Raw genomic sequence first — 20,610 nt, 5'->3', positions numbered from 1 at the left:
AGAGTTTACGGAACCGGCTATCTGCTGAGCGACGGCCTGCTTGTCAGCGACGGACTGCTCGTCAGCGACGGATTGCTTGTCAGTGATGGATTGCTTGTCAGCGACGGCCTGTTGGTCAGCGACGGCCTCCTCGTGAGCGACGGTGTGCCTTTCATCGACTACAGCCAGATGTTCGGCTCCGGGCTTTTGGTGAGTGATGGATTGCTGGTTAGTGATGGTTTGCTTGTGAGTGATGGTTTGCTTGTGAGCGACGGCTTGTTGGTCAGCGACACAACGTTCGGAAGCAGCAGTCCTTTGATCTCAGGTGACAATACGCCTTCGATGTATTAAAAAAGTTAGTTCTTTAAGTAGACCTACAGTCGGAATAGAAAACAAGACTTCGGGTACGGCAGAATTTTCTGCCGTACCCGTTTTATCTTTTTTCAAAACAACAAAGATTTTTGTTGGCAAATAACAAAGTTTAACGTATGATTATATTTGTCGGATTCCTCCGGCGGTCCGCACTAGGCCCATTCCGGGTCGATATTCCCAAATAGACTGTCGCAATCACAGGCTTTTCACCGGCCACGATGGATAGAAAAGACAAATATATTAATCTCTTCACGGCTATACTCTTGCCGCTCGCGCTATTTGCTCTCGGGTGGGCGTTCGCCGGAAATCCGATCGCGCGTATCGATGCCGGTGTTATTACGCTAACCGTTCTTACGATCTTTTGCAGCTGCTTTTTGCGAATACAATTGCCGCGCATCAACATTCACCTGACGATCTCGGACGCTTTGGTCATTATCGCGATGATCAAATATGGCGGCGAGATCGCCTTGCTCATCGCCATGCTCGACAGTGCTATCGCATCGTTAAATCTACGCCGCAGGGCGTCGCGATCAGAAACGCGAACGATCGCGATCAACACAATGGTCGCGGCGGTCGGTGTATTAATTACCTCGCAGATCGTATTATTCATTTTCGGCCCGACCGATGTGATTCTCGAACGCCATGAGTTGACGGGATTCGTCTGGCTGCTTGTCGTAATGGCGTTGTCTTTGTTTGTTGTCAATTCGGTCGCTGCGTCGGTTTTTTCGGCGATTAAAGAAGAACGCTCGTTCCTGGACGTTTGGACCAAAAACTGTGTCGACGCACTCGTAATGTATTTGAGCGGGGCGTTCATGGAGGGGCTGATACTCAAGGCTCTCGAACAAGTCAATATATTTCTATTTGCAGCTGTCGTAGTATTTTTTGGGATAATGTATCTGACGTTCCGACATTTCGTAAATGACGTGCGGAAAACGTCGGAATATGCGAAAAAATCCGAGCGTGAACGAGCTGAACAGGCCGAAAAACACGTTCGCGAACTCGAGCACTATGTTGAAGAGTTAGAACGCAGCAGTTCGGCACTGCAGGAAAGCCACGAGAATTTTCGTCACGCCGCCTATCACGACGCTTTGACGGGACTTCCGAATCGCAACTTTTTCATCGACAAGCTCAAGGACCTGTTGGTCCAAAGCCGCGAAAACAGCGAGGTCAATTTCGCGGTTCTGCTGCTCGATCTTAATCGATTTAAGACGATCAACGACAGTCTCGGCCACTCGATCGGAGACCGTTTGATCAAGAACGTCGCCAAACGACTGACAAACATGGTTCGCGAAGAGGACATGGTCGGCCGGTTCAGCGGCGACAAATTTGGCATTATCCTGACCGATCTGCTGATGAAGGACGAAGCTACGGCGTTCTCAGAACGACTTGCCAAGCGCATTGCCGAGCCGTACACGCTCGACGGACGTCAGGTCTTTACCAACGTCAAGATCGGCATCGCGTTCGGCAATTCGAAATACGCCGAGGCCGAAGACATCCTTCGCGACGCCGATATCGCGATGTATTACGCCAAGGACCACAACGAAAACCACGTCATCTTTGACCAAAAGATGCACATCCGTGCAGTCACGCGTCTGCAATTGGAGACCGATCTGCGGTTTGCGATCGAGCGTAAGGAATTTGAACTATATTATCAGCCGATCATCGGGCTCGAAACTGCATCGCTCGTCGGCTTCGAGGCCCTCGTCCGCTGGAATCATCCGCAGCGCGGCCTCGTGCCGCCCAATGAATTCATCCCGATCTCGGAGAGCACCGGACTGATCATTCCGATGACGATCCAGATCCTTCACTCGGCATGCAATCAGGTGGTCGCGTGGCAGAAAGAACGTCAGGGCGAAACACCGCTAAGCGTGGCGGTCAACCTCTCGGGCAAACACTTTGCCCATCCCGATCTTGTCCAGCAAATACAGGACGTCCTCGACCAGACAGGCATCGCCCCGTCTTCGTTGAAATTAGAGCTGACCGAAAGTGCGATCATGGAAAACGCCGAGACCGCCATCCTGATGCTCAAACAGATCAAGGAAACCGGCGTGCAAATCAGCATCGACGATTTCGGAACGGGCTATTCGAGCCTCAGCTATCTACAACGCTTCCCGATCGATCTGCTAAAGGTCGACCGTTCGTTCGTCAGTGCGATGGAGGGCAATACTGAGAACGGCGAGATCGTCCGCACCGTCATCGCCCTCGCCAAGGCCCTCAACCTCAAGGTCGTCGCCGAAGGCATCGAGAGCATTCACCAATATCACCAGCTCCGCATCCTCGGCTGCGAATACGGCCAGGGCTACCTCTTCTCAAAACCCTTAAAGGTCGAAGACATCAACCGTCTCCTCGAAGACAAAACCCGCTGGCAAAACATCCTGCCCCCGGCACCAGGCATGATCCCCCAAAACCCGAACATCTCGCACCTCAGACTAGCGCAATAGCGCAAGTAACGGGTCCGCACTTTGATCGCCGGATGTCGGCCTGCCGCGACGGTTCGACACCGTTGCGGTATCGTCGCGTTTAGTGTTACATTTCCGCAGTCCTAATGTTTTGAACCGGAAGGCGAGATCATGTGTTGTCAATGGAGCGGCTGCGACAAGCTTGCAGAAAAACATGTCCAATACGGGCTGCGGGCCTTTGGTGAATTCAAACCGCAGATCCCGCTGAATGTGCCGTTCCAGGTCGAACACCGCAAGCTGTGCGCAGGCCACGTTCACGATACCCAAGTTTTATTTCACTTTGTCTCGACATTCGAAATAAACAAATGCCCCGACAACTGCCAGGATCGGTGATCATTGTCTGCGCTCAAGGTCGCCGTGCCTGACACGTATCTCTCTCCGGAGCGATCTCGTAAAACGCTCTTCGAGCGGAAAGCAGGTGATCGAGCGAAAGTGTGGCATTATTTTCAATTCTCGGAACCTGAATTGGTCATCGATGCGATCCGACAGGTCTTAGAAAATTAATACAGGAGCAAAAAAATGAACCTTGCGATCAAGATCAGTCTCTTATCATCCGGGCTTTTCCTTTTGGCCGGAATGCTCATTGGTATCGTAAAACACCGGCAAATGTTGAGCAGCTCGGACCATATGGCTCCGGCGTACATTGATATCGCCCATCGTGCCGCGTTTCTGTACAGTTTTGCGATGCTCGTCATCGCCAAGCTGCTCGAATACAACCCGTATTCCGAAGGCGTCCAGCTCTTGGCGACGGCGTTGGTGCTGGCATTTCTGAGCATCACGATCGTCGGTTATTTCGTTACCGGCATGATGAATAAGACCGACAACCTGTTTCGGCAACGCGATTTCAGGACGACGTGGTATGTATATATGCTGGCCGCCGGTGAGATCGGCGGGTTATCGATCATCCTCTGGGGCTTTGTTTCGACGCAGTTCCTGGGCGGGAAATAACTAAAGAGGAGTGAATATGGAATATTTGATCGGTGCCGCTGTCGGACTGGGAGTTTGCATCTTTACATCGCTCGTCGGCATGGACCGCGATCGGGCGCTGTACCCGGCAATGTTGATCGTTATCGCGTTGTTATATGATCTCTTTGCCGCGATGGGCGGCTCGAACCAAGCTCTGATCATGGAATTCGCGGCCGGTGTCGTCTTTATCGGCCTCGCCGTGGCCGGTTTTAGATCAACACTCTGGTTCACCGTCATCGGACTAATAGGTCACGGCATCTTCGATCTCTTCCACGGCCAATTCATCCAAAATCCCGGCGTCCCGGCCTGGTGGCCGGCGTTCTGCCTTTCAGCCGATGTCGCGATCGGTGCCTATCTTGCCGTCCTGATCTCGTCGAACCGCATCCGCCCCGTCACATGATCTACGAAACCTCATACTGATCGCAATGAGCAACCTCTTCCCCGCCAAGATCACGGTCGCTGCCCGCATTTAACGTCCGGCTGTAACCCGTCATGGACGGCTTAGAAACGCAACAAAGCAGGAACACCCCCGATTGCTCTCACGGATTTGAGGGGAATGTGCAGGCACAGTATTCCGAAGACCACCAGATCATCTCAGACTATTCCACTCGTCCGCCGAAATATCGCGATCGATAATTTCCGCGACTTCGCGAATCATCATTTTCAATTGCGGGACTGAGAATTCTGAATTTGAGGGGACAGTCAAACGATCTTGACCGATCGTCATGAAATGATGCTTTCAACCGGAATACGGGCCGTCGAACCCGAGCCGCCGCAGTCCCCGGATGAATTCGTTTCGTTTACACGGACTCCAATGGCTCATACACGGGCATTGTATTCAGGTTCAAGCTTCCTAGTAGCGGCAGTTGATGGCCGAGTTTTAGCCCTACCAATACCCAATCTTCTAAGGTCGAATGCAATTCGGCCTCGCATTCACGCAGAGTTGCACCAAATGCAACAACACCTTTGCAAGACGGAATCTTCCCAAAAAAGGTGCCATCTTCGAGTTTGTCGTATTCGGCCTGGGCCAACGCCCTCGCCACATAATCGCTCAAGATATATGTTCCTGCCATAGCAAATATTTTAACACGTCCGCGTCCACGTTTACGAGGCTATTTCGACAAGCGTTTCGGCATTTCGCATGTACCATCGTCGAGCAAACGTCGTTCCTGCGGAATAGATCGTAAAGAGGATGACTAGAGTTAGCGACCAAAATTCGTTCTCTCGTGAAGCATGAACGATGAGCAGGTAACCGACACCAATATCCGCAGCGGCATTGAGAAGCACACAAAAGATCAAAAACAAAGGAACGCCACCACGCCGCACGTAAGTGTAAATCTGAAAAAAGCCGATTCCTATGAAAACAACCGCGGTAACACAATAAAAGTACCCGAGAACCAAAACAATGTAATAAAGCATATCCTAGTTCACCCTCCTTTTATTGACTAGTGCGTACAGACCAAGCGTTAATAAGGCTATTAGGATTCCGAGGGCAAACACCAAAAGAAAGCCCGCGATCTTGGTACTGTAATAAGGGTCAGGCCTTTTTTACTGCTTTTCGGCCGTTATAACCTTCACTAATCTCAGCACACGCGGCCTTAAACTCATTGTCATTCCCGATCCGGAATTCGGTATCGTCTACCCGTCGGCGGCCGGCGGCCGATAGCACAGGTTCAAGTTTATTCTTCGCGTTCCTCGCGGGCAAGAGCGGTGGGCCAGGCTCAGGATGGTTGAACTCGTCGTGTTGCGTGGTCAGTTTGGTCGATCGTCTCGGACTCTTCGAATTCGGTCTTTTGACGGTGATCGAGGACGCTTGATGCTCGCTTGTGGTCGGGGTGTTGAGGTGTCAATAAAATGGACCTCACTTGGTGCTGTTCGCACACCTCCGCTGTGCTGTTCGCGGGGCGAATTCGGCCGCGTCAATAAGTACTTTGGTGCTCTCAAACCTCCGTAAAACGTGCTGTTCAGCTCAAATTGTGGTACGTACCACAATTTTTTTCAATTACTACCTGGCGCGCGTTTCAAAAACACCGAAATTCAGCTTTCCGGAAACCGTATTTTCTGGGTTTGCGACCCCCGATTGGACATCTGCGCGACCGGGATGAAGGCCGTTTTGCCAAAGGCGTAACGCGTCTATTCGATGCCGGCATACACGGGCGGTTTAGCGCCGAGCGGGAATGCGGTCTCGTATTGGTGTGTCAGGTTGAAGAGCGTGGGCTCGGACCAGAAGTTGCCGACTAGCTGAACGCCGATCGGGAGGCCTTCGCCGGAGATCCCGCACGGAACGCTGATCGCCGGAACGCCCGCGAGATTGGCCGAGACCGTGTAAATATCGCTCAGATACATCGCGATCGGATCATCGCTTCGTTCACCGATCTTGAATGCAACATCAGGCGAGGTCGGCGTCAGGATAGCGTCGCAGCTCGCGAATGCTTTGACGTAATCCTGTTTGACGAGATTGCGTACCTTTTGCGCTTTCGAGTAGTAAGCATCGTAATAACCGCTCGACAGCACGTATGTCCCGAGCATGATCCGGCGTTTGACCTCCGCCCCGAACCCTTGCTCGCGCGTCTTGAAATACATTTGCCGCAATTCGTGAGCTTCCTCGGCACGAAAGCCGTATCGAACGCCGTCAAACCGAGCCAGATTGGACGAAGCCTCGGCGGTCGCGATGATGTAATACACAGCGATGCCGTATTTTGCGTAAGGCAGCTCAACATCGACCGTGGTCGCGCCGAGCGACTCGAAATTTGCGATCGACGCCAGCACACTGTCGCGAACTTCGTCGTCGATGCCTTCGCCAAACAACGCACGCGGAATGCCGATCACTTTTCCTTCGAGGCTTTCGTTCAATGCGTCGGAATAGTTTGGCACGGGAACGTCCGCAGATGTCGCGTCGTGTTCGTCACGCCCGGCAATAACACTAAGCACGTCGGATACGTCCTTCGTCGTCTGTCCAAAGATACCAATGTTGTCCAACGAAGAAGCAAACGCCACCAACCCGTAACGCGAAATGCGTCCATAGGTCGGCTTGAACCCGACGATCCCGCACAGCGAGGCCGGCTGACGAACGCTGCCGCCGGTCTCAGATCCCAACGCCGCACGAACGACTCCCGATGCGACCGCAACCGCCGATCCGCCCGAGCTTCCACCCGGAACACGCGTTACATCCCACGGATTTTTCGCCGCACCGAAAGCCGAAGATTCATTAGAAGAGCCCATCGCGAACTCATCCATATTCGTCTTGCCAACAATGATCGCACCCGCGTCGTTTAATCGAGAGATCGCCGTCGCATCGTATTGCGCTTTGTAATTATGCAATATCTGCGACCCGCACGAGGTCCGCATTCCCTTGGTACAAATGTTGTCCTTGACCGCAATTGCCACGCCCTCGAGCAGCCGTTCGCCCGGCTCGGCATCCAGTTCGGCAGCACGCTTGAGCGACGCGTCACGCTCGATCGACAGGAACGAGTTCAGCTCCGGATTCAATCTCTCTGCCGCTTCTATAGTCTTTTCGATGTTTGAAACTATGGTCATAAATTCGATCTTACTTTGCCTTAGCAGGGGAAACACTGTCCACCAGCCATTTATCGTCCTGCTTTACCATTTCTACGGCGATCTCTTTCTGTTCACTGCGTTTATCGTCACGCCAGAGCATAAGAACTTGAAATTCTGTCTTCTCAGGACTTTGGGCCTTACATTCACCAACACGAAACGCCTTTGGAAAATCAGATGCGGCCGTGAAATAGTCTTGAGAGTCCTTTGTCACCGCTGAAACAGAATTAAACAATCTCGCAGTCAAATATTGCTCCCGAGCCTTCAAATTCTCGGTCGAAGGAGTCATGTCGTTGCCAAAATGAAACGAGTAGAACCGTTTGATATGATCGCGAGCCTCGCTGCATTGGGCAGTTTCCAAACTCGGAATACTGCCGCAAGCAACGGTAACGGCGGCACATATCATACTAACGAGAACATATCGCCGCCAACCGGAACCTGACAACCGTCCACTGACAACTGCTTTCATAACACCTTTGGCACCTGAAAATGTCCGGCGACCGGCGACGGAGCCTGATCCAATGCCGCCTTTTGGCCGAGCGAATTGCCGGCGATGTCTTCGCGGATCGTCTGCGTTGCCTTGCCTTCGTCGGTCAGCCCGCCGAGCATCGGTTCGACGTTGTCGGTGTCGAGTTCGTTGAGCTGCTCGATATATTTTACGATGTTAACCATCTGCGGCGTGTACATCGCGACCTCGGCATCGGTTATCTCAAGATGCGCCAGTTTTGCTACTTGTCGTACGTCCATAATTTCTTGGATCCTTAGATATCAAACCTAATATTTGAAATCTGAAATCTCAAATTTGAGATCGATCGGTTCGTTGCCGGTCGAGATAAACACTTGCCGCGGCGAGGAAGTTTTCTCCTGAATACTTCGTCGGCGATCGCATTCGCAGCGTTCTTCAGATCTTTCGATACCGGCGGGACCCTTTTGATCACTGCTTTTTCAGCCGCGTGTTTTGCTTCGAGCGCCTTTTTATCTATACGAAACTCAATGAAAATCACCGTTCCATAGCCGAGTGACGAATTGATCTTGGCGAGCATAGTCGAGCTCAGATCTTCGAGATGCCGCTGCCAGGTCTGGTCTTCGACGGCGATGATCAGGCGTTTCTTTTCAAATGAGAGCGGCACTGTTCTCGCTCGAAGCATTTCTCCGGCGCATCGCGACCAGGCGGCAAATACGATCGCTTCATCTGCTATCGTATCGTGCGGAATATCGGTAAAAACCGCCGGAATTGCACCAAAAAGCTGTTCCATTTGTCATTCGCCGCCAATCAACTATCATTTTAGACGAGATGATAGAACTTCCAAAAGAACTTGATACTTGCATCAGGCAGCCCGCGAAGGTCGGAGATACTGACATCGGTCGGCTGGGATTTTGAAAAACACATCGCCGATATAGACGAAACCTCGCGGAACGGCGAATCACCCGAAGATTACGTTGTTCGCCTGGCGCGCGAAAAGGCTGAGGCCGTAGCGGTCGATTTCCCGGATATGCCTGTTTTAGGTGCGGACACAACGGTCGTTATCGACGGCCAGATCCTCGCAAAACCTACGGATCTCGAAGATGCCCGGAGAATGCTCCGGATGCTTTCGGGCAATTGGCATGTTGTGTTGACCGGCGTTGCAGTGGTTCATGGCGGAATTACTCGTTCCGACATTCAGAGCACACGCGTCAAATTCGCGGAAATGTCTTATGCCGAGATAAACCATCTCGCAATGCTCGGCGATCCGCTCGACAAAGCTGGTGCCTATGCCGTTCAGGCGCAGGCCGCCCTGTTTATCGAAGGGATCGAGGGAGATTATTGGAATGTTGTTGGTTTGCCGATAAGTTTGGTCTACAGACTTCTTTCAAAACCGCCCGCGTAAGCGGGCGGCGAAAAACTCGAAGAAAAATTAGCCGCAGATAAATGCGGAAAACGCAGATCAGAAATGAATTCTGTATCTGCGTCATCCGCGAATATCTGCGGCCAGTTTCGTTTTCACGTCTACGCCGCCCGCTTACGCAGGCGGTTCTGACTCTAGAGCAACTTGTCGATCGCCCTTGATATGGGAACCGTGATGTCGTATTTGGGGTCGATACCGCCGAATGGTTCGCCGGCGACGTTGCCGTTCTTATTCAGAATTACAAATGACGGGACCTGTTCGACATTGTATTTTTTAATGGTTGACGCACCGTCGGGATCGAGCAAAACGGTCGAAGTCAGTTTGTTTACGCCGGCAAATTTGCGAATGTCGGCGATGCTCGTATGGTTGTTAGACCGAGAATTGGCAGAATCCGTCGCGACGAAGTAAAACACTACGTTCTTTCCGGCGTATTTCTTTGCCAACGCATTGGTAAACTCAATTTGTTTGGCCGACAGCGGAAGCCAGGCAGCTCCAACCGCCAAGACGACGACCTTGCCGTCTTGTGATTCGATATCGACCTTTGCGCCGTCAACGGACGTCAAGACCGTCTGAGCAAATGCCGAAGCCGACAAGACCAGCGTGAGAGAAATGGTTGCGATGAAACCTGTAAGGTTTTTCATATATTTAGGGAATCCGACACTGCGGCATTCCCACGTTGGTTTGATGCAAGTTTGATACCAAACTACTGCTTTCGATTGAGTATCACATTATCGATCAATCTGACGCCGCCGATCCGAACTGCGATTGCTATCAAAGTCTCTTCATCTCCAATCCTGTCAACACTTTGCAGTGAATCACGATCGACAACGGCAACATAGTCAAGTTCGGCCGCGGGTTCGGCGGCAATTCGATCTTTGACCATTTCGGTGAGATGCACGGCATTTCGTTCACCCTTTTTGAAAGCCAATTTGGCTTCGCGGAGCGAATCTATGATGACCGCCGCTTTTTTACGGTCTTCGGCGGACAAACGCTCGTTTCGCGACGACATTGCGAGGCCGGATTCCTCGCGGACAGTCGGCACGACGACGATCTCTGTCTCGAAACCAAGATCGGTCGTAAGACGTTTGATCACAGCAACCTGTTGAGCGTCCTTTTGACCAAAATATGCACGATCAGGCCGTACAGTATTAAACAAGATCGTAACAACCGTGGCGACGCCGCGGAAATTGCCGGGCCGCGATTCGCCCTCGAGAGTGTTGGTCAGACCTTCGACATTAACGTAGGTAGCGAATCCGTCGCCATAGATCTCGTGCGGTTCGGGAGCGAAGATATAATCGACCTCGTACTCGGCCAGAATTGCCGCATCGGCGGTCAGATCGCGAGGGTATTTTGCGAGATCGCTCTTGTCATTGAACTGCGTTGGATTAACAAATATCGAGACAATTACAACGTCGTTCGCGGCCCGAGCCTCTTTTACGAGTGTCAGATGACCCTCGTGCAATGCACCCATCGTAGGCACAAATCCGACGGTTTTAGCCTCACGCCGTAATTTGCGCGAGATCGAGAACATTCGTTGGCGGCGGTTTATGATCTCCATTTACGCACCCTTTAATTCGGTCAGGGTTTCTTCGGTCAGGCCATACGATTCTTCATCGTTCGGGTATGCACCGGATTTCACGTCGGCGGTCCAGCGCTGGATGGCGTCGGTCATTACGTCGCGGACGCTGGCGTATTGGCGGACGAAACGCGGTTGACGGCCAAAGGTCATGCCGACGAGATCGTGAAGGACGAGCACCTGAATATCACATTCGAGCCCCGCTCCGATGCCGATGGTGGACATTTCGAGTTCGGCGGTTATCATGGCTGCGACCTCACGCGGGACCAATTCCAGGACGATAGCAAAAGCTCCGGCGTCCTCGAGCATTTTGGCGTCCTCGATCAGTAATTTCGCTTGTTCGGCGGTTCGGCCCTGGACGCGGTAGCCGCCCATTTTATAGACGGATTGCGGCGTTAGGCCGATGTGGGCGACGACCGGTATCTCTTCGCTGACGAGACGCTTTACCAGCTCGACACGGTTGCGGCCGCCTTCAAGTTTAACTGCTTCTGCTCCGCCGTATTTCATCAAACGAAGAGCGTTGCGGACGCTCTCGTCCTCATTGACGTGGTACGTACCAAACGGCATATCGGCGACGACCATTGCCCGTTCGGTGCCGCGTTTGACCGCGATGCAGGCCGATGTGATCTCATCCAGCGAGACCGGTATGGTGTTTCCATAGCCGTGAATGACGTTGCCCATGCTGTCGCCGACGAGGATGATATCGACGCCGGCTTCGTCAACGATACGTGCCGTCGGGTAATCATATGCTGTCAAACACACCAGCTTTTCGCCGGCCTCTTTCGCCGCTCGGATCGCCGGCAAGTAAACTTTGCCCGGTTTGTCAGGCTGTAAATATGCCATAAAAGTGACTCAAGTCTAGCTGTTTGCTATGTTTTAGTCTAGCTGTTTGCGGCAAGTTCGTGTTGGAAGTCCGCGTTTGGGTTCCAGCGTCGAACTTCGCTTGTGTCCTCGAGATCGGCGAGAATATCAATGATTTCGCGGCCGAGGACAGGATGGACAAAATTAGGAGCGATCTTCGACATCGGTTTGAGTACGAATTTGCGGAGATGCATTCGCGGGTGCGGCAATGTCAAAAACTCGGTCTCGATCTGCGTATTACCAAAAAAGAGCATGTCGAGGTCGACAGTTCGCGGTTTTTTCAGGTTCTTGTCCGTTCGGCCAAGCAAGTACTCGATCCGCAGCAGCCGAGCCATCATTTGAGTTGCGCTGACGTTAGTGACACTGATCTCAGCAACCATGTTGAGGAATTTGTTTTCGCTCTCAACTTCGACCGGCTCCGTTTCATAAACAGGTGAAAGGCGGTTGATAACAAAGCTCGCCTCGACGATCGAGCGGACCGAAAGAAGCAGATTGCCTGCCCGATCGCCCAGATTTGAACCCAGACCGATGTATGCTGTTGTGATGCCGTTGTCCATGTGAGATAGCTACATAGTAGATAGAGCAAATGGCGTGGGATGTCAACGCGGGTGGCGGTCAATGACCGGCGTAAATAGAAAAGGCCGTCATTTCGGACGGCCTTCACCGGCAGAAGCAATTGGCCGAAGCCGAAGTTTCAGACCTTAGGGGGAACGAGATCAGTGGTTATCTTCGAAGGTGGAAATGCGAACGCCGCCGTTGGTGGTCGTTACCTTGATCGGTGCACCGCCGCCGTTGAGATTGGTCTGGATCGTTTTATTTTGGGGGCGGTAATAGTCGCCTTTTATGTCTTCGGTCGTGATGGCAAGTGCCGGGATCTCAGTCTTGTAACCGCCATTGATAGTACCGGTTTCGACGTTCGCACTATAGTCCTTGGACATCATCAAATTGACGCCGCCGTTCGAGGTGGTGACCTCGAGGCCGCTGCCGTTCCAACTTCGGCCGGTGAGTTTGATGTTGACGCCGCCGTTCGTCGTTCTGCCTTTGACAGAGCCGTACAGGCCGATGAGCGACACGCTGCCGTTGGTGGTTTCAAATGACATCGCACCGTTAACGTCCGAGATCGAGATCCCGCCGTTGTGGGCCGTGAGATTCAAATTGGTATTCCGCGGGACGCGGATCTCATATGACACCGACCAGTTCTTTTCCTCGACCGAATTATCGGCCTTAATGGTCTGCGAAGTGTTGATCTTGACGCCGTCTGCGATCGCCTTTGCCTCGGCTTCGGTCTTGGCCCAAGCCTGTACACAGGCACGCACGAGAACATCGCTGCGGTCTTCGCCCTTGACGCTGACACCGCCGTTGCGATTGCCGTCAACACTGATCTCGCTGCTCGACGGGATCGTCGTTTCGCGAAGATCCCGAACCGAGACGTTGTCGTCGTTCGACCAATTATTGTTGGAACAGAATTCACGTTGATATGACTTATGTTCCGCTATGTAGGCTTTACTATCGGATCTGACGGGCTGCCCAAAAATAGCGGTTGCGGTTACGCCGATTACCAATGTGAACATCGCCGCGGCGATGTTGGATAAATTACGAGATATGAATTTCATTGAGACAAATTCCTCCGAGATGATTTGGATTAAGAAAACTGTGCTTTCTGTAATCAAAACACCGTGGAGATGAAATTTGTGACAAATACGAAATTCACCAGAGAGGTCACAAAGGTCACAGAGCTAGGAATTTGCACTTTCGGCCGAGTTCATCACTGTGACAATCAATCCATCTGTTTGGAGATTCCAGTCTAAGACTCTCGCTCCGTCGTGAGCTGTTAGAGCGACCTCGACATCGCTGCGTCGGCCTTCTTCGCAATAGAACGCGATGCATCCGCCGCCGCCGGCCCCGCAGACCTTGGTGGCGATGGCTCCATTGGCGTGTGCAGCGTCGATGAGCAAGTCCATTTGGGGCGTGGTGATGTTGGGGCTGAGGCGTTTGCGGTTGGGGAAGGCACGACTCAAAACGCCGCCAAGCTCGTCCCAATCATTTGCGAGCAATGCTTCGCGGGCATTTACTGCGGTGTCGCGAATGCCTTCGAAAATGTCAAAGATCTCGCGGTCGCCGTCGATGTGGCGTTTGGTGATCTCCCAATTATTCGTGCCTGAATTACGCGGTTCGCCTGTATAACAGATAGCGATGCGGCGTTCGAGTGTGTCGGTGTCGATGTCCAATGCCTCGCGGTGCATGCCCGCAGGGCCGAAGTGAATTGCCGAAACGCCCCCGTATTGAGCCGAATAATAGTCCTGATATCCCGTAGGGACCCGAATAACCTGACATTCGACCGCCGCTGCGATCGGTATAAAGCGATCAGGTGTATATCGATCGCCGACAAGCGTATTCAGGGCACCGATGCAGGCGATATTCAGCGTTGACGAACCCGCAAGGCCGGCACCGGCCGGAGCTTCCGATTCGGTAGTCATCGTAAATCCCATTTCCGGGCGGAAGAAATAGACTAGTTTCGACAGTAATTCCAGTTTTGGCTCGTCCTTCAGCGAAGCTATTTCAGCGACGGTTGTCTCGACGCTTGAATCTTGATCAATAGAACGAAGAATTATCCGATCGTCTTCGCGGGTTTCGATACGGCATTTTGCACGCATGCTGACGGCAAAATTCACGGTTGCTGCTCCCTCGTGAAACAGAAAAAGAGGCGGAATATCAATAGTTCCGCCGGCAATGTCAACCCTGGTGGGTGCTGATGATTCGATTATCATGTTCAGTCGTCAATGGTCAGTGGTCAGAGATCAGTGGTCGGGAGGCTCCGTTATGTTTCTCGATCCTACCCCTCTTTTTCTCCCTTTTTTCTCTTTTCCCCTTCTTCCTCTTTCACCTTCTCTCCTTCTTCCTTAGTAGGTTCACGGGTCAAATGCAGGCGTTCGGTGAGATCGTGAAGCGTGGTCAGGCCGATATCTTCAACAGCCTGTAGTTTTTCTTCGATCTTTTGGATCGTCTCCGGATCGGCGTCTTCGACCTTTTCGGAAATGTAGTAGCGCTCTAAAACATAGAACACAATGATACCGAACATTACGACAAAAAACAGGGCGAACCCAACTTGTTTGAAGTCACCTATGATGCCCGTAATAGCGCCGCTGAAGAAATATCCGGTCCCCGACAAGATAAGCACCCACAGGAAACAGCTGAGAGCACTCGCACCAAGAAAACGCCAAAACGGCATTTTACTCACACCGTAGGACAGACAAACCGCGACGCGAATTCCGTAAATATATTTGGAGATGATGATCGCCAGGCTGCCGAACTTCGCTGTGAGCTTTTCGACGCGAGGTTGAGCGACCTGATAAAAGCGGTAATCTTTTGCGTTTTCGTGAAAGACGCGGCCAATACCATATCCAACACAATCGCCGACGACACCGCCCAATGTTCCTGCGACCAACACCTTTGCCCAGCCCCAGTTGCCAAACAAGCCTCCATGGGCCATCGTTCCCGAGATCAACAGCGTGATGTCGCCCTCAACTGTGCAAAGCGCAAAAACGGCGTAAATACCGTATTGTGCAATTACATCATATAGCTGTTGATCCATAAAAAAACGACGACAAGAGTGAGTGCTTTCTTACCCGAAATCTCTCTGCAAGATTAACTTTCCAAAACAGTACAGTCAACGCGGGCTTCTCTACCCGATCCTTATTGACACATGGTTAGCCAGTGTCTAAAATCGCGTTTAGTTTCGGGTTTGACAGTGTTTGTAAAAGGATTCGCTATATGAGTGATGTTGTAGGGAAGTGTGTTGGGATCGAGGTCGGAAAAACCTCGATGACGGCGGTCTGTGTTGACGAAAGCGGTGCGATAACGGGCGTTCAAACGGCTGAAGTGAGTTTTGCCGAGCCGTCATCGAGCCAGTTGATCTACTTCATCTCGAGCCTTAAGTCGAGTTTTGGAGATTTTCAGAGGGGCGGTGTCGCCGTGCCGGGCCTTGTCGATCGCGGTGCACGAAAGGTGGCCTTTTCATCGCATATTCCAGAACATTCGGGAATGGATCTCGGCAGCGAGATCGAAATGGCAGCCGGCGTGCAGGCATACATTGAGAATGACGCAAACGCCGCCGCGTATGCGGAATACCGTTTGGGCGCCGGGCGCGGAAGCGAAAATATGTTTTACGCCACGCTCGGCCTGGGCGTCGGCGGATCTTTTATTTTCGGCGGAGAGATATGGCGCGGCGCGGCAGGCTTTGCGGGCGAGTTCGGGTACGTGCCGATCGACGAAGAGGGAACCCGACTCGAGGAGGTCGCATCGTCACCCAATATCATTCGACGGACCCGGAGCCGATTTCACCAGGACAGCACATCGTCACTTGTCGATCTGGACGAAAACTCGATCACGATCGCCGATATAGTCGCAGCCGCGAATGCCGAGGATGATTTTTCAAAGCTGATGCTCGAGCGGACCGGCCATTATGTCGGCACGGGCATCGCCGCCGTTATTAATCTCCTTAATATTGAGCGGATCGTTATCGGCGGCGACATTATGCAGGCCAAGCACTTGGTGCTTGATGCGGTCATCGATCGAGCCAAAGAACTGTCGTTCGCACCGTCGTTTGGCTCAACGACCATTGTCGAAGGCGAGTTGGGAGCGAATGCCGCTGCTGCGGGTGCGGCTCTTTTGGCTTGTCAGGGTTAGTTTTCTTAATAGATATGAAAGATTTATCCAACTTATGAGGAAAACTAATTAGTGAAAAATTGCACAAGCTGACCTCAGCGCGTTATTTTTTCAATTGTGCAATTTGCGGATTTTAAGAGTTTTAGTAAAATCGTATTCAGTTTTACGGTTCGCATTCTTTAGAAAATAATCTGTTTCGCCGAATTTTCCGAAATTTCGCAAGAAATTTGGGGCTCGGCGGAGTTTAGTTATTGCGGGTTAGCGGAAAGGCAAGAGATATTCAATGGCACAAATTTTTCCTAAAAGTGCAAATAATATCGCCAAGATCAGTATGATCATGGTGGTAGTGCTGGGCGGGACGGCGTTCTTTGCGTACACGCAGCTCGCCCGTTCGTCATATTTAACGAACCAGTATCTGGAAAGGACGCAGCCGGTCCAGTTCAGCCACAAACACCACGTTGGTGACGACGGCATCGATTGCCGGTATTGTCATCAAACGGTCGAGACGACCGCGTCAGCCGGGATGCCTTCAACACAAACGTGTATGAATTGCCACAGTCAGATCTGGGCCGATAGCCCGTATCTTGAACCTGTGAGAGCAAGCTTCCGCGACAATAAACCCATCGAGTGGGAAAGGGTCCACGATCTGCCTGAGTACACCTATTTCAACCACAGTATTCACGTTGCGAAAGGCGTAGGCTGCTCGACCTGCCATGGAGCGATCGACAACATGCCCGTGGTGTTTCAGGAAAATACTCTACAGATGGAATGGTGTCTTGCTTGTCACAAAGCACCTGAGCAGTTCATAAGGCCGAAATCAGAGGTCTTCAATATGAATTATCAGCCCGGCGATATTGACCAAAAGGACCGCGACAAGCTCAAGGTCGACTATAAGATCCGAAGCAGGGAAATGATGACAAGCTGCTCTACATGTCATCGATAAACGGCGAAAAGTTAGAGGAATCAGTAAATAATGCCCAGTCCAGAAAATAAACCAAGCTTTGCAATGCTGCGTGAGCAGGTGCTTGCGCAAAACGGTAAAGAATATTGGCGAAGCATCGAGGAGCATGCCGAGTCGCCTGAGTTTCGCGAATTTGTCTCGCAGGAATATCCTCACGAGATCGAGGAATGGGACAACAGCCTCAGCCGGCGTAATTTTGTTAAGGTGATGGGGGCATCGCTCGCCCTCGCGGGTTTGAGCGGCTGTGTCATTCAGCCTCCTGAAAAGATCGTGCCTTATGTTCGCCCGGTCGAGGGGATGCTGCCGGGCAAGCCTTTGTTCCTGGCAACCGCAATGTCGGTGGGCGGCGTCGCGACGGGATTGTTGGCGAAGGCTTTTGACGGCCGTCCGGTAAAGGTCGAGGGAAACCCTGATCATCCTGGCAGCCGCGGTGCTACAGATATTTTGGCTCAAGCGTCGCTTTTGGGCATGTATGACCCGGATCGATCGCAGGAGATCCTCTTTAGAGGCGGCCCGAAGAGCTGGGAAGCCTTTATGTCCGAGTTTCGGGTGAAGATCGAAGAAAATCGTGCAGACGGCGGGGCCGGAGTTCGATTTTTGACCGAAACAGTGTCGTCACCCACGCTGATCGATCAGTTCAAAAAGGTCAACGCCGAACTGCCCAACGCAAAACTCGTTCAGTACGAACCAATAAACAGCGACAACGCTATGGCGGGAGCCAAAATGGCGTTTGGTTCGCCCGTCAACACGGTGTACAAGTTTGACAAGGCAGAGCGGATACTCTCGCTCGATGCTGATATTTTTTCGGGCTATAACGTTGCGTACATCAAGGATTTCGCAAAGGGCCGTGCCCGCACCGATGAAAAGAAGCAGATCAGCCGCCTGTATTCCATTGAAACGACGGTGACTCTGACGGGAGCTAAGGCAGATCACCGCATCGGTGTTAAGCCAAGCCAGATGCCCGAGATCGCAAAAGCCGTCGCGAAGGCCGTCGGGGTTGCCGGTGCGACATCGACCTACACAGAAAATGCGGCATGGATCGCGGCCATGGCCAAAGATCTGGTCGAGCATAAAGGCAAGTCACTGGTGGTCGCCGGCAACAACCAGCCGCCGATCGTGCATGCTCTGGCTCACGCAATGAATGCGGCACTCGGAAACGCTGGCCAGACCGTTGTCTACACCGACTCGGTTTCCCCAGGTGCTGACAAGCTGCAGATCGAACAGCTTCGCGAACTGATTGCCGATATCGACGGCGGCAAGGTCAAAATGCTTGTTATTCTGGGCGGCAATCCCGTTTACAACACGCCTGCGGACCTCAAATTGAACCTCGAACGGCTGAACAAGATCGGGCTGCGGGTGCACCTCGGGCAGCATTTCGATGAGACCGCAGAGCAGTGCCATTGGCACGTTCACGAGAAGCATTATTTGGAAAGTTGGAGCGACGGACGTGCATTTGACGGCACGGCAACGATCGTTCAGCCGCTCATTGCACCTCTTTACGACGGCAAGAACGCACATGAGTTGGTCCAGCTTTTCATGAAGGAAGGCTTCGATAAGAAAGATTACGACATTGTAAAGGCCTATTGGCAGACGGCGAATATAACGCCGGCAGCCGTGGCAGCAAAGACCGAAGCAAAGGTCGAACCGAAAACGGAAGCAAAGGTTGCCGAGCCTTCGGGAACGGCCCCGAAAGACGCACCGAAGACTGCCTCACCGGCAGCGTTAAAACCCGACACCCCCAAAACCGCGACTCCGGCCGCTGCACCTGCGGCAGCTGTTTCGCCGAAGAGCTTTGAAGATAACTGGCGCAAAGCCGTTCACGACGGCGTTATCCCAAACACGGCAGCCGCTCCGAAGGCGGTCACGGCGACGACTGCATTTTTGAGTCAGCCTGAAGTGAAAACGAACGGTTCGGGAAGTCTGGAAATCTCGATATTGCCCGATCCGTGCGTTTATGACGGCCGTTTTTCGAATAATGGCTGGCTGCAGGAACTGCCGAATCCGCTTAATAAGGTGACATGGGAGAATGTCGCTCTGATCAGCCCGAAAACTGCGATAAAGCTGGGTATCAACAAGAGTAACGATCCGCGTGACCACGTCGGCGGTGCTCAAGGTACGAGTTTTATCAATACAAAGGGCGGCAATCAGTTCTCAGACACCGTTACGGTCAAGTATCAGGGTGCAGAGATCGAGAAACCGGTCCCGATGTGGATCACGCCGGGCCAGCCCGATGATGTGATCACGATCTACATGGGCTATGGACGCACGCGTGCAGGCAAGGTAGGAACGGGCCTTGGCTACAACGCTTTCGACGTCAGACGGTCGGATGCGATGGATCACGGCTTTGGCGAGATCACGAAGCGCAACGAGGCTGCAACGATCGCATCTACGCAGATCCATTTCAATATGGAAGGCCGCGACTTGCTTCGGTCATGGGACATAAATCATTTCGATGAAGAGGTCCATGGCGGCGAGCAGGAAGATTTCTACGACAAATCGATGTACCCGCAGGAGCCGTTCAAGACGCTCTACAATCAGAATACGAAGTGGGGAATGTCGATCGACCTCAATGCGTGTGTCGGCTGTAATGCATGCGTCATCGCCTGCCAATCTGAAAACAATATTCCGGTCGTAGGCAAAGAACAGATCAACCGGAGCCGTGAAATGCACTGGCTGAGGATCGACGCCTATTACGCCGGAAGCGATATCAATAATCCGGAAGGGCCGTATTTCCAGCCGGTTCTTTGCCAACAGTGCGAATTGGCCCCGTGCGAGACCGTATGTCCGGTCCACGCGACGGTTCACAGTGCCGAGGGTCTCAACGACATGGTCTATAACCGCTGTGTCGGAACTCGATATTGTTCAAATAACTGTCCATACAAGGTTCGACGCTTTAACTTCCTGCTTTATCAGGATTGGAATACGCCCCAGTACAAGCTGATGCGCAATCCTGAAGTGTCGATCAGAAGTCGCGGTGTGATGGAAAAATGCACCTACTGCACCCAGCGAATTTCAGCGGCCCGCATCGAATCGCAAAAGGACGGTGCACGTAAGATCCGCGACGGCGAGGTCGTAACTGCGTGTCAGGCGGTTTGCCCGACCGAGGCGATCGTATTCGGTGACATGAGCGATCCGGAAAGTGCAGTTTCGAAAGCCAAGAAGGATGAGCGTGATTATATTCTGCTCAACGAACTGAACACGCAGCCGCGTACGACCTATCTCGCGGGGCTCAGAAATCAGAACAAGGAAATGCCCGATTACATTCCGTTTGTCGCGAAAAAAGGACATTCGACCGAAAAGAAAGCACCGGGAGGCGAGGCACACTAGTCT

General features: G+C 52.4%; 22 protein-coding genes. 9 read left to right on the top strand and 13 right to left on the bottom strand.

The features are described 5' to 3' along the window. Window positions 1–569: 569 nt before the first annotated feature. The 4 genes from IPK01_16185 (at window position 570) to IPK01_16170 (ending at window position 4,176) form a co-directional block, all read left to right on the top strand. Complete coding sequence (locus tag IPK01_16185; protein ID MBK7934976.1) at window positions 570–2,792, top strand: bifunctional diguanylate cyclase/phosphodiesterase; 2,223 nt, start codon at window positions 570–572, stop codon at window positions 2,790–2,792. A gap of 129 nt (window positions 2,793–2,921) precedes the next feature. Beyond that, entirely contained in the window at window positions 2,922–3,143 is a 222-nt protein-coding gene (locus IPK01_16180) for a hypothetical protein (GenBank protein ID MBK7934975.1), read from the top strand. 186 nt (window positions 3,144–3,329) lie between these two features. Further along, entirely contained in the window at window positions 3,330–3,758 is a 429-nt protein-coding gene (locus tag IPK01_16175) for a hypothetical protein (protein MBK7934974.1), read from the top strand. 16 nt (window positions 3,759–3,774) lie between these two features. Then, window positions 3,775–4,176, top strand: a complete 402-nt coding sequence (locus IPK01_16170; protein MBK7934973.1) for a hypothetical protein — start codon at window positions 3,775–3,777, stop codon at window positions 4,174–4,176. Window positions 4,177–4,576: 400 nt separating this feature from the next. Here IPK01_16170 and IPK01_16165 read toward each other — a convergent pair whose 3' ends face one another. The 4 genes from IPK01_16165 to IPK01_16150 form a co-directional block, all read right to left on the bottom strand. After that, entirely contained in the window at window positions 4,577–4,849 is a 273-nt protein-coding gene (locus tag IPK01_16165; GenBank protein ID MBK7934972.1) for a type II toxin-antitoxin system HicB family antitoxin, read from the bottom strand. 31 nt (window positions 4,850–4,880) lie between these two features. Beyond that, complete coding sequence (locus IPK01_16160; protein MBK7934971.1) at window positions 4,881–5,075, bottom strand: hypothetical protein; 195 nt, start codon at window positions 5,073–5,075, stop codon at window positions 4,881–4,883. A gap of 834 nt (window positions 5,076–5,909) precedes the next feature. After that, complete coding sequence (gene gatA / locus IPK01_16155) at window positions 5,910–7,313, bottom strand: Asp-tRNA(Asn)/Glu-tRNA(Gln) amidotransferase subunit GatA (GenBank protein ID MBK7934970.1); 1,404 nt, start codon at window positions 7,311–7,313, stop codon at window positions 5,910–5,912. Window positions 7,314–7,323: 10 nt separating this feature from the next. Further along, window positions 7,324–7,578, bottom strand: coding sequence for a hypothetical protein (locus tag IPK01_16150; protein ID MBK7934969.1), 255 nt, complete (start codon window positions 7,576–7,578; stop codon window positions 7,324–7,326). Between the two features lie 54 nt (window positions 7,579–7,632). Here IPK01_16150 and IPK01_16145 point away from each other — a divergent pair, with 54 nt between their 5' ends. Beyond that, a complete protein-coding gene (locus tag IPK01_16145) occupies window positions 7,633–7,773 on the top strand; it encodes a hypothetical protein (GenBank protein MBK7934968.1) in 141 nt (46 codons plus the stop codon). 23 nt (window positions 7,774–7,796) lie between these two features. On the opposite strand, the gene gatC is transcribed toward IPK01_16145, so the two are convergent. Together gatC and IPK01_16135 are read right to left on the bottom strand one after the other, a co-directional pair. Then, the gene (gene gatC, locus IPK01_16140; GenBank protein ID MBK7934967.1) at window positions 7,797–8,078 is read right to left on the bottom strand and encodes an Asp-tRNA(Asn)/Glu-tRNA(Gln) amidotransferase subunit GatC; all 282 of its coding nucleotides are present in this window, start codon (window positions 8,076–8,078) and stop codon (window positions 7,797–7,799) included. A gap of 14 nt (window positions 8,079–8,092) precedes the next feature. Beyond that, a complete protein-coding gene (locus tag IPK01_16135) occupies window positions 8,093–8,587 on the bottom strand; it encodes a DUF721 domain-containing protein (protein MBK7934966.1) in 495 nt (164 codons plus the stop codon). 60 nt (window positions 8,588–8,647) lie between these two features. On the opposite strand from IPK01_16135, the gene maf reads away from it, so the two are divergent. Further along, window positions 8,648–9,199 carry a septum formation inhibitor Maf gene (maf, locus tag IPK01_16130; protein MBK7934965.1) on the top strand — a complete coding sequence of 184 codons (552 nt, stop codon included), beginning with the start codon at window positions 8,648–8,650 and terminating at the stop codon, window positions 9,197–9,199. 152 nt (window positions 9,200–9,351) lie between these two features. On the opposite strand, the gene IPK01_16125 is transcribed toward maf, so the two are convergent. The 7 genes from IPK01_16125 to IPK01_16095 form a co-directional block, all read right to left on the bottom strand. Next, window positions 9,352–9,858: a TlpA family protein disulfide reductase gene (locus IPK01_16125; protein ID MBK7934964.1), complete on the bottom strand. Its 507-nt coding sequence runs from the start codon at window positions 9,856–9,858 to the stop codon at window positions 9,352–9,354. A 62-nt stretch (window positions 9,859–9,920) separates the two neighbouring features. Then, window positions 9,921–10,775, bottom strand: a complete 855-nt coding sequence (locus tag IPK01_16120) for a pantoate--beta-alanine ligase (protein ID MBK7934963.1) — start codon at window positions 10,773–10,775, stop codon at window positions 9,921–9,923. Next, the gene (gene panB / locus IPK01_16115) at window positions 10,776–11,636 is read right to left on the bottom strand and encodes a 3-methyl-2-oxobutanoate hydroxymethyltransferase (protein MBK7934962.1); all 861 of its coding nucleotides are present in this window, start codon (window positions 11,634–11,636) and stop codon (window positions 10,776–10,778) included. A gap of 38 nt (window positions 11,637–11,674) precedes the next feature. Continuing rightward, window positions 11,675–12,211, bottom strand: coding sequence for a 2-amino-4-hydroxy-6-hydroxymethyldihydropteridine diphosphokinase (gene folK / locus IPK01_16110; GenBank protein MBK7934961.1), 537 nt, complete (start codon window positions 12,209–12,211; stop codon window positions 11,675–11,677). A gap of 159 nt (window positions 12,212–12,370) precedes the next feature. Further along, window positions 12,371–13,267: a hypothetical protein gene (locus IPK01_16105; protein MBK7934960.1), complete on the bottom strand. Its 897-nt coding sequence runs from the start codon at window positions 13,265–13,267 to the stop codon at window positions 12,371–12,373. Window positions 13,268–13,390: 123 nt separating this feature from the next. After that, entirely contained in the window at window positions 13,391–14,422 is a 1,032-nt protein-coding gene (locus IPK01_16100) for a hypothetical protein (GenBank protein MBK7934959.1), read from the bottom strand. 65 nt (window positions 14,423–14,487) lie between these two features. Continuing rightward, the gene (locus IPK01_16095) at window positions 14,488–15,246 is read right to left on the bottom strand and encodes a DedA family protein (GenBank protein ID MBK7934958.1); all 759 of its coding nucleotides are present in this window, start codon (window positions 15,244–15,246) and stop codon (window positions 14,488–14,490) included. Between the two features lie 179 nt (window positions 15,247–15,425). Here IPK01_16095 and IPK01_16090 point away from each other — a divergent pair, with 179 nt between their 5' ends. The 3 genes from IPK01_16090 to IPK01_16080 all read left to right on the top strand — a co-directional run bounded on the left by IPK01_16090 (window position 15,426) and on the right by IPK01_16080 (window position 20,607). Continuing rightward, window positions 15,426–16,340, top strand: a complete 915-nt coding sequence (locus tag IPK01_16090) for an ROK family protein (GenBank protein MBK7934957.1) — start codon at window positions 15,426–15,428, stop codon at window positions 16,338–16,340. Between the two features lie 262 nt (window positions 16,341–16,602). Continuing rightward, window positions 16,603–17,262 (top strand): cytochrome c3 family protein, encoded by a 660-nt coding sequence (locus IPK01_16085; GenBank protein ID MBK7934956.1) that lies wholly within the window; start codon window positions 16,603–16,605, stop codon window positions 17,260–17,262. Between the two features lie 30 nt (window positions 17,263–17,292). Next, window positions 17,293–20,607, top strand: coding sequence for a TAT-variant-translocated molybdopterin oxidoreductase (locus IPK01_16080; GenBank protein ID MBK7934955.1), 3,315 nt, complete (start codon window positions 17,293–17,295; stop codon window positions 20,605–20,607). The last annotated feature ends 3 nt before the right edge of the window (window positions 20,608–20,610 follow it).

It is taken from the genome of Acidobacteriota bacterium (assembly GCA_016713675.1).
Lineage (GTDB): Bacteria > Acidobacteriota > Blastocatellia > Pyrinomonadales > Pyrinomonadaceae > OLB17.
This window is presented reverse-complemented; position numbering and strand designations above follow the sequence as displayed.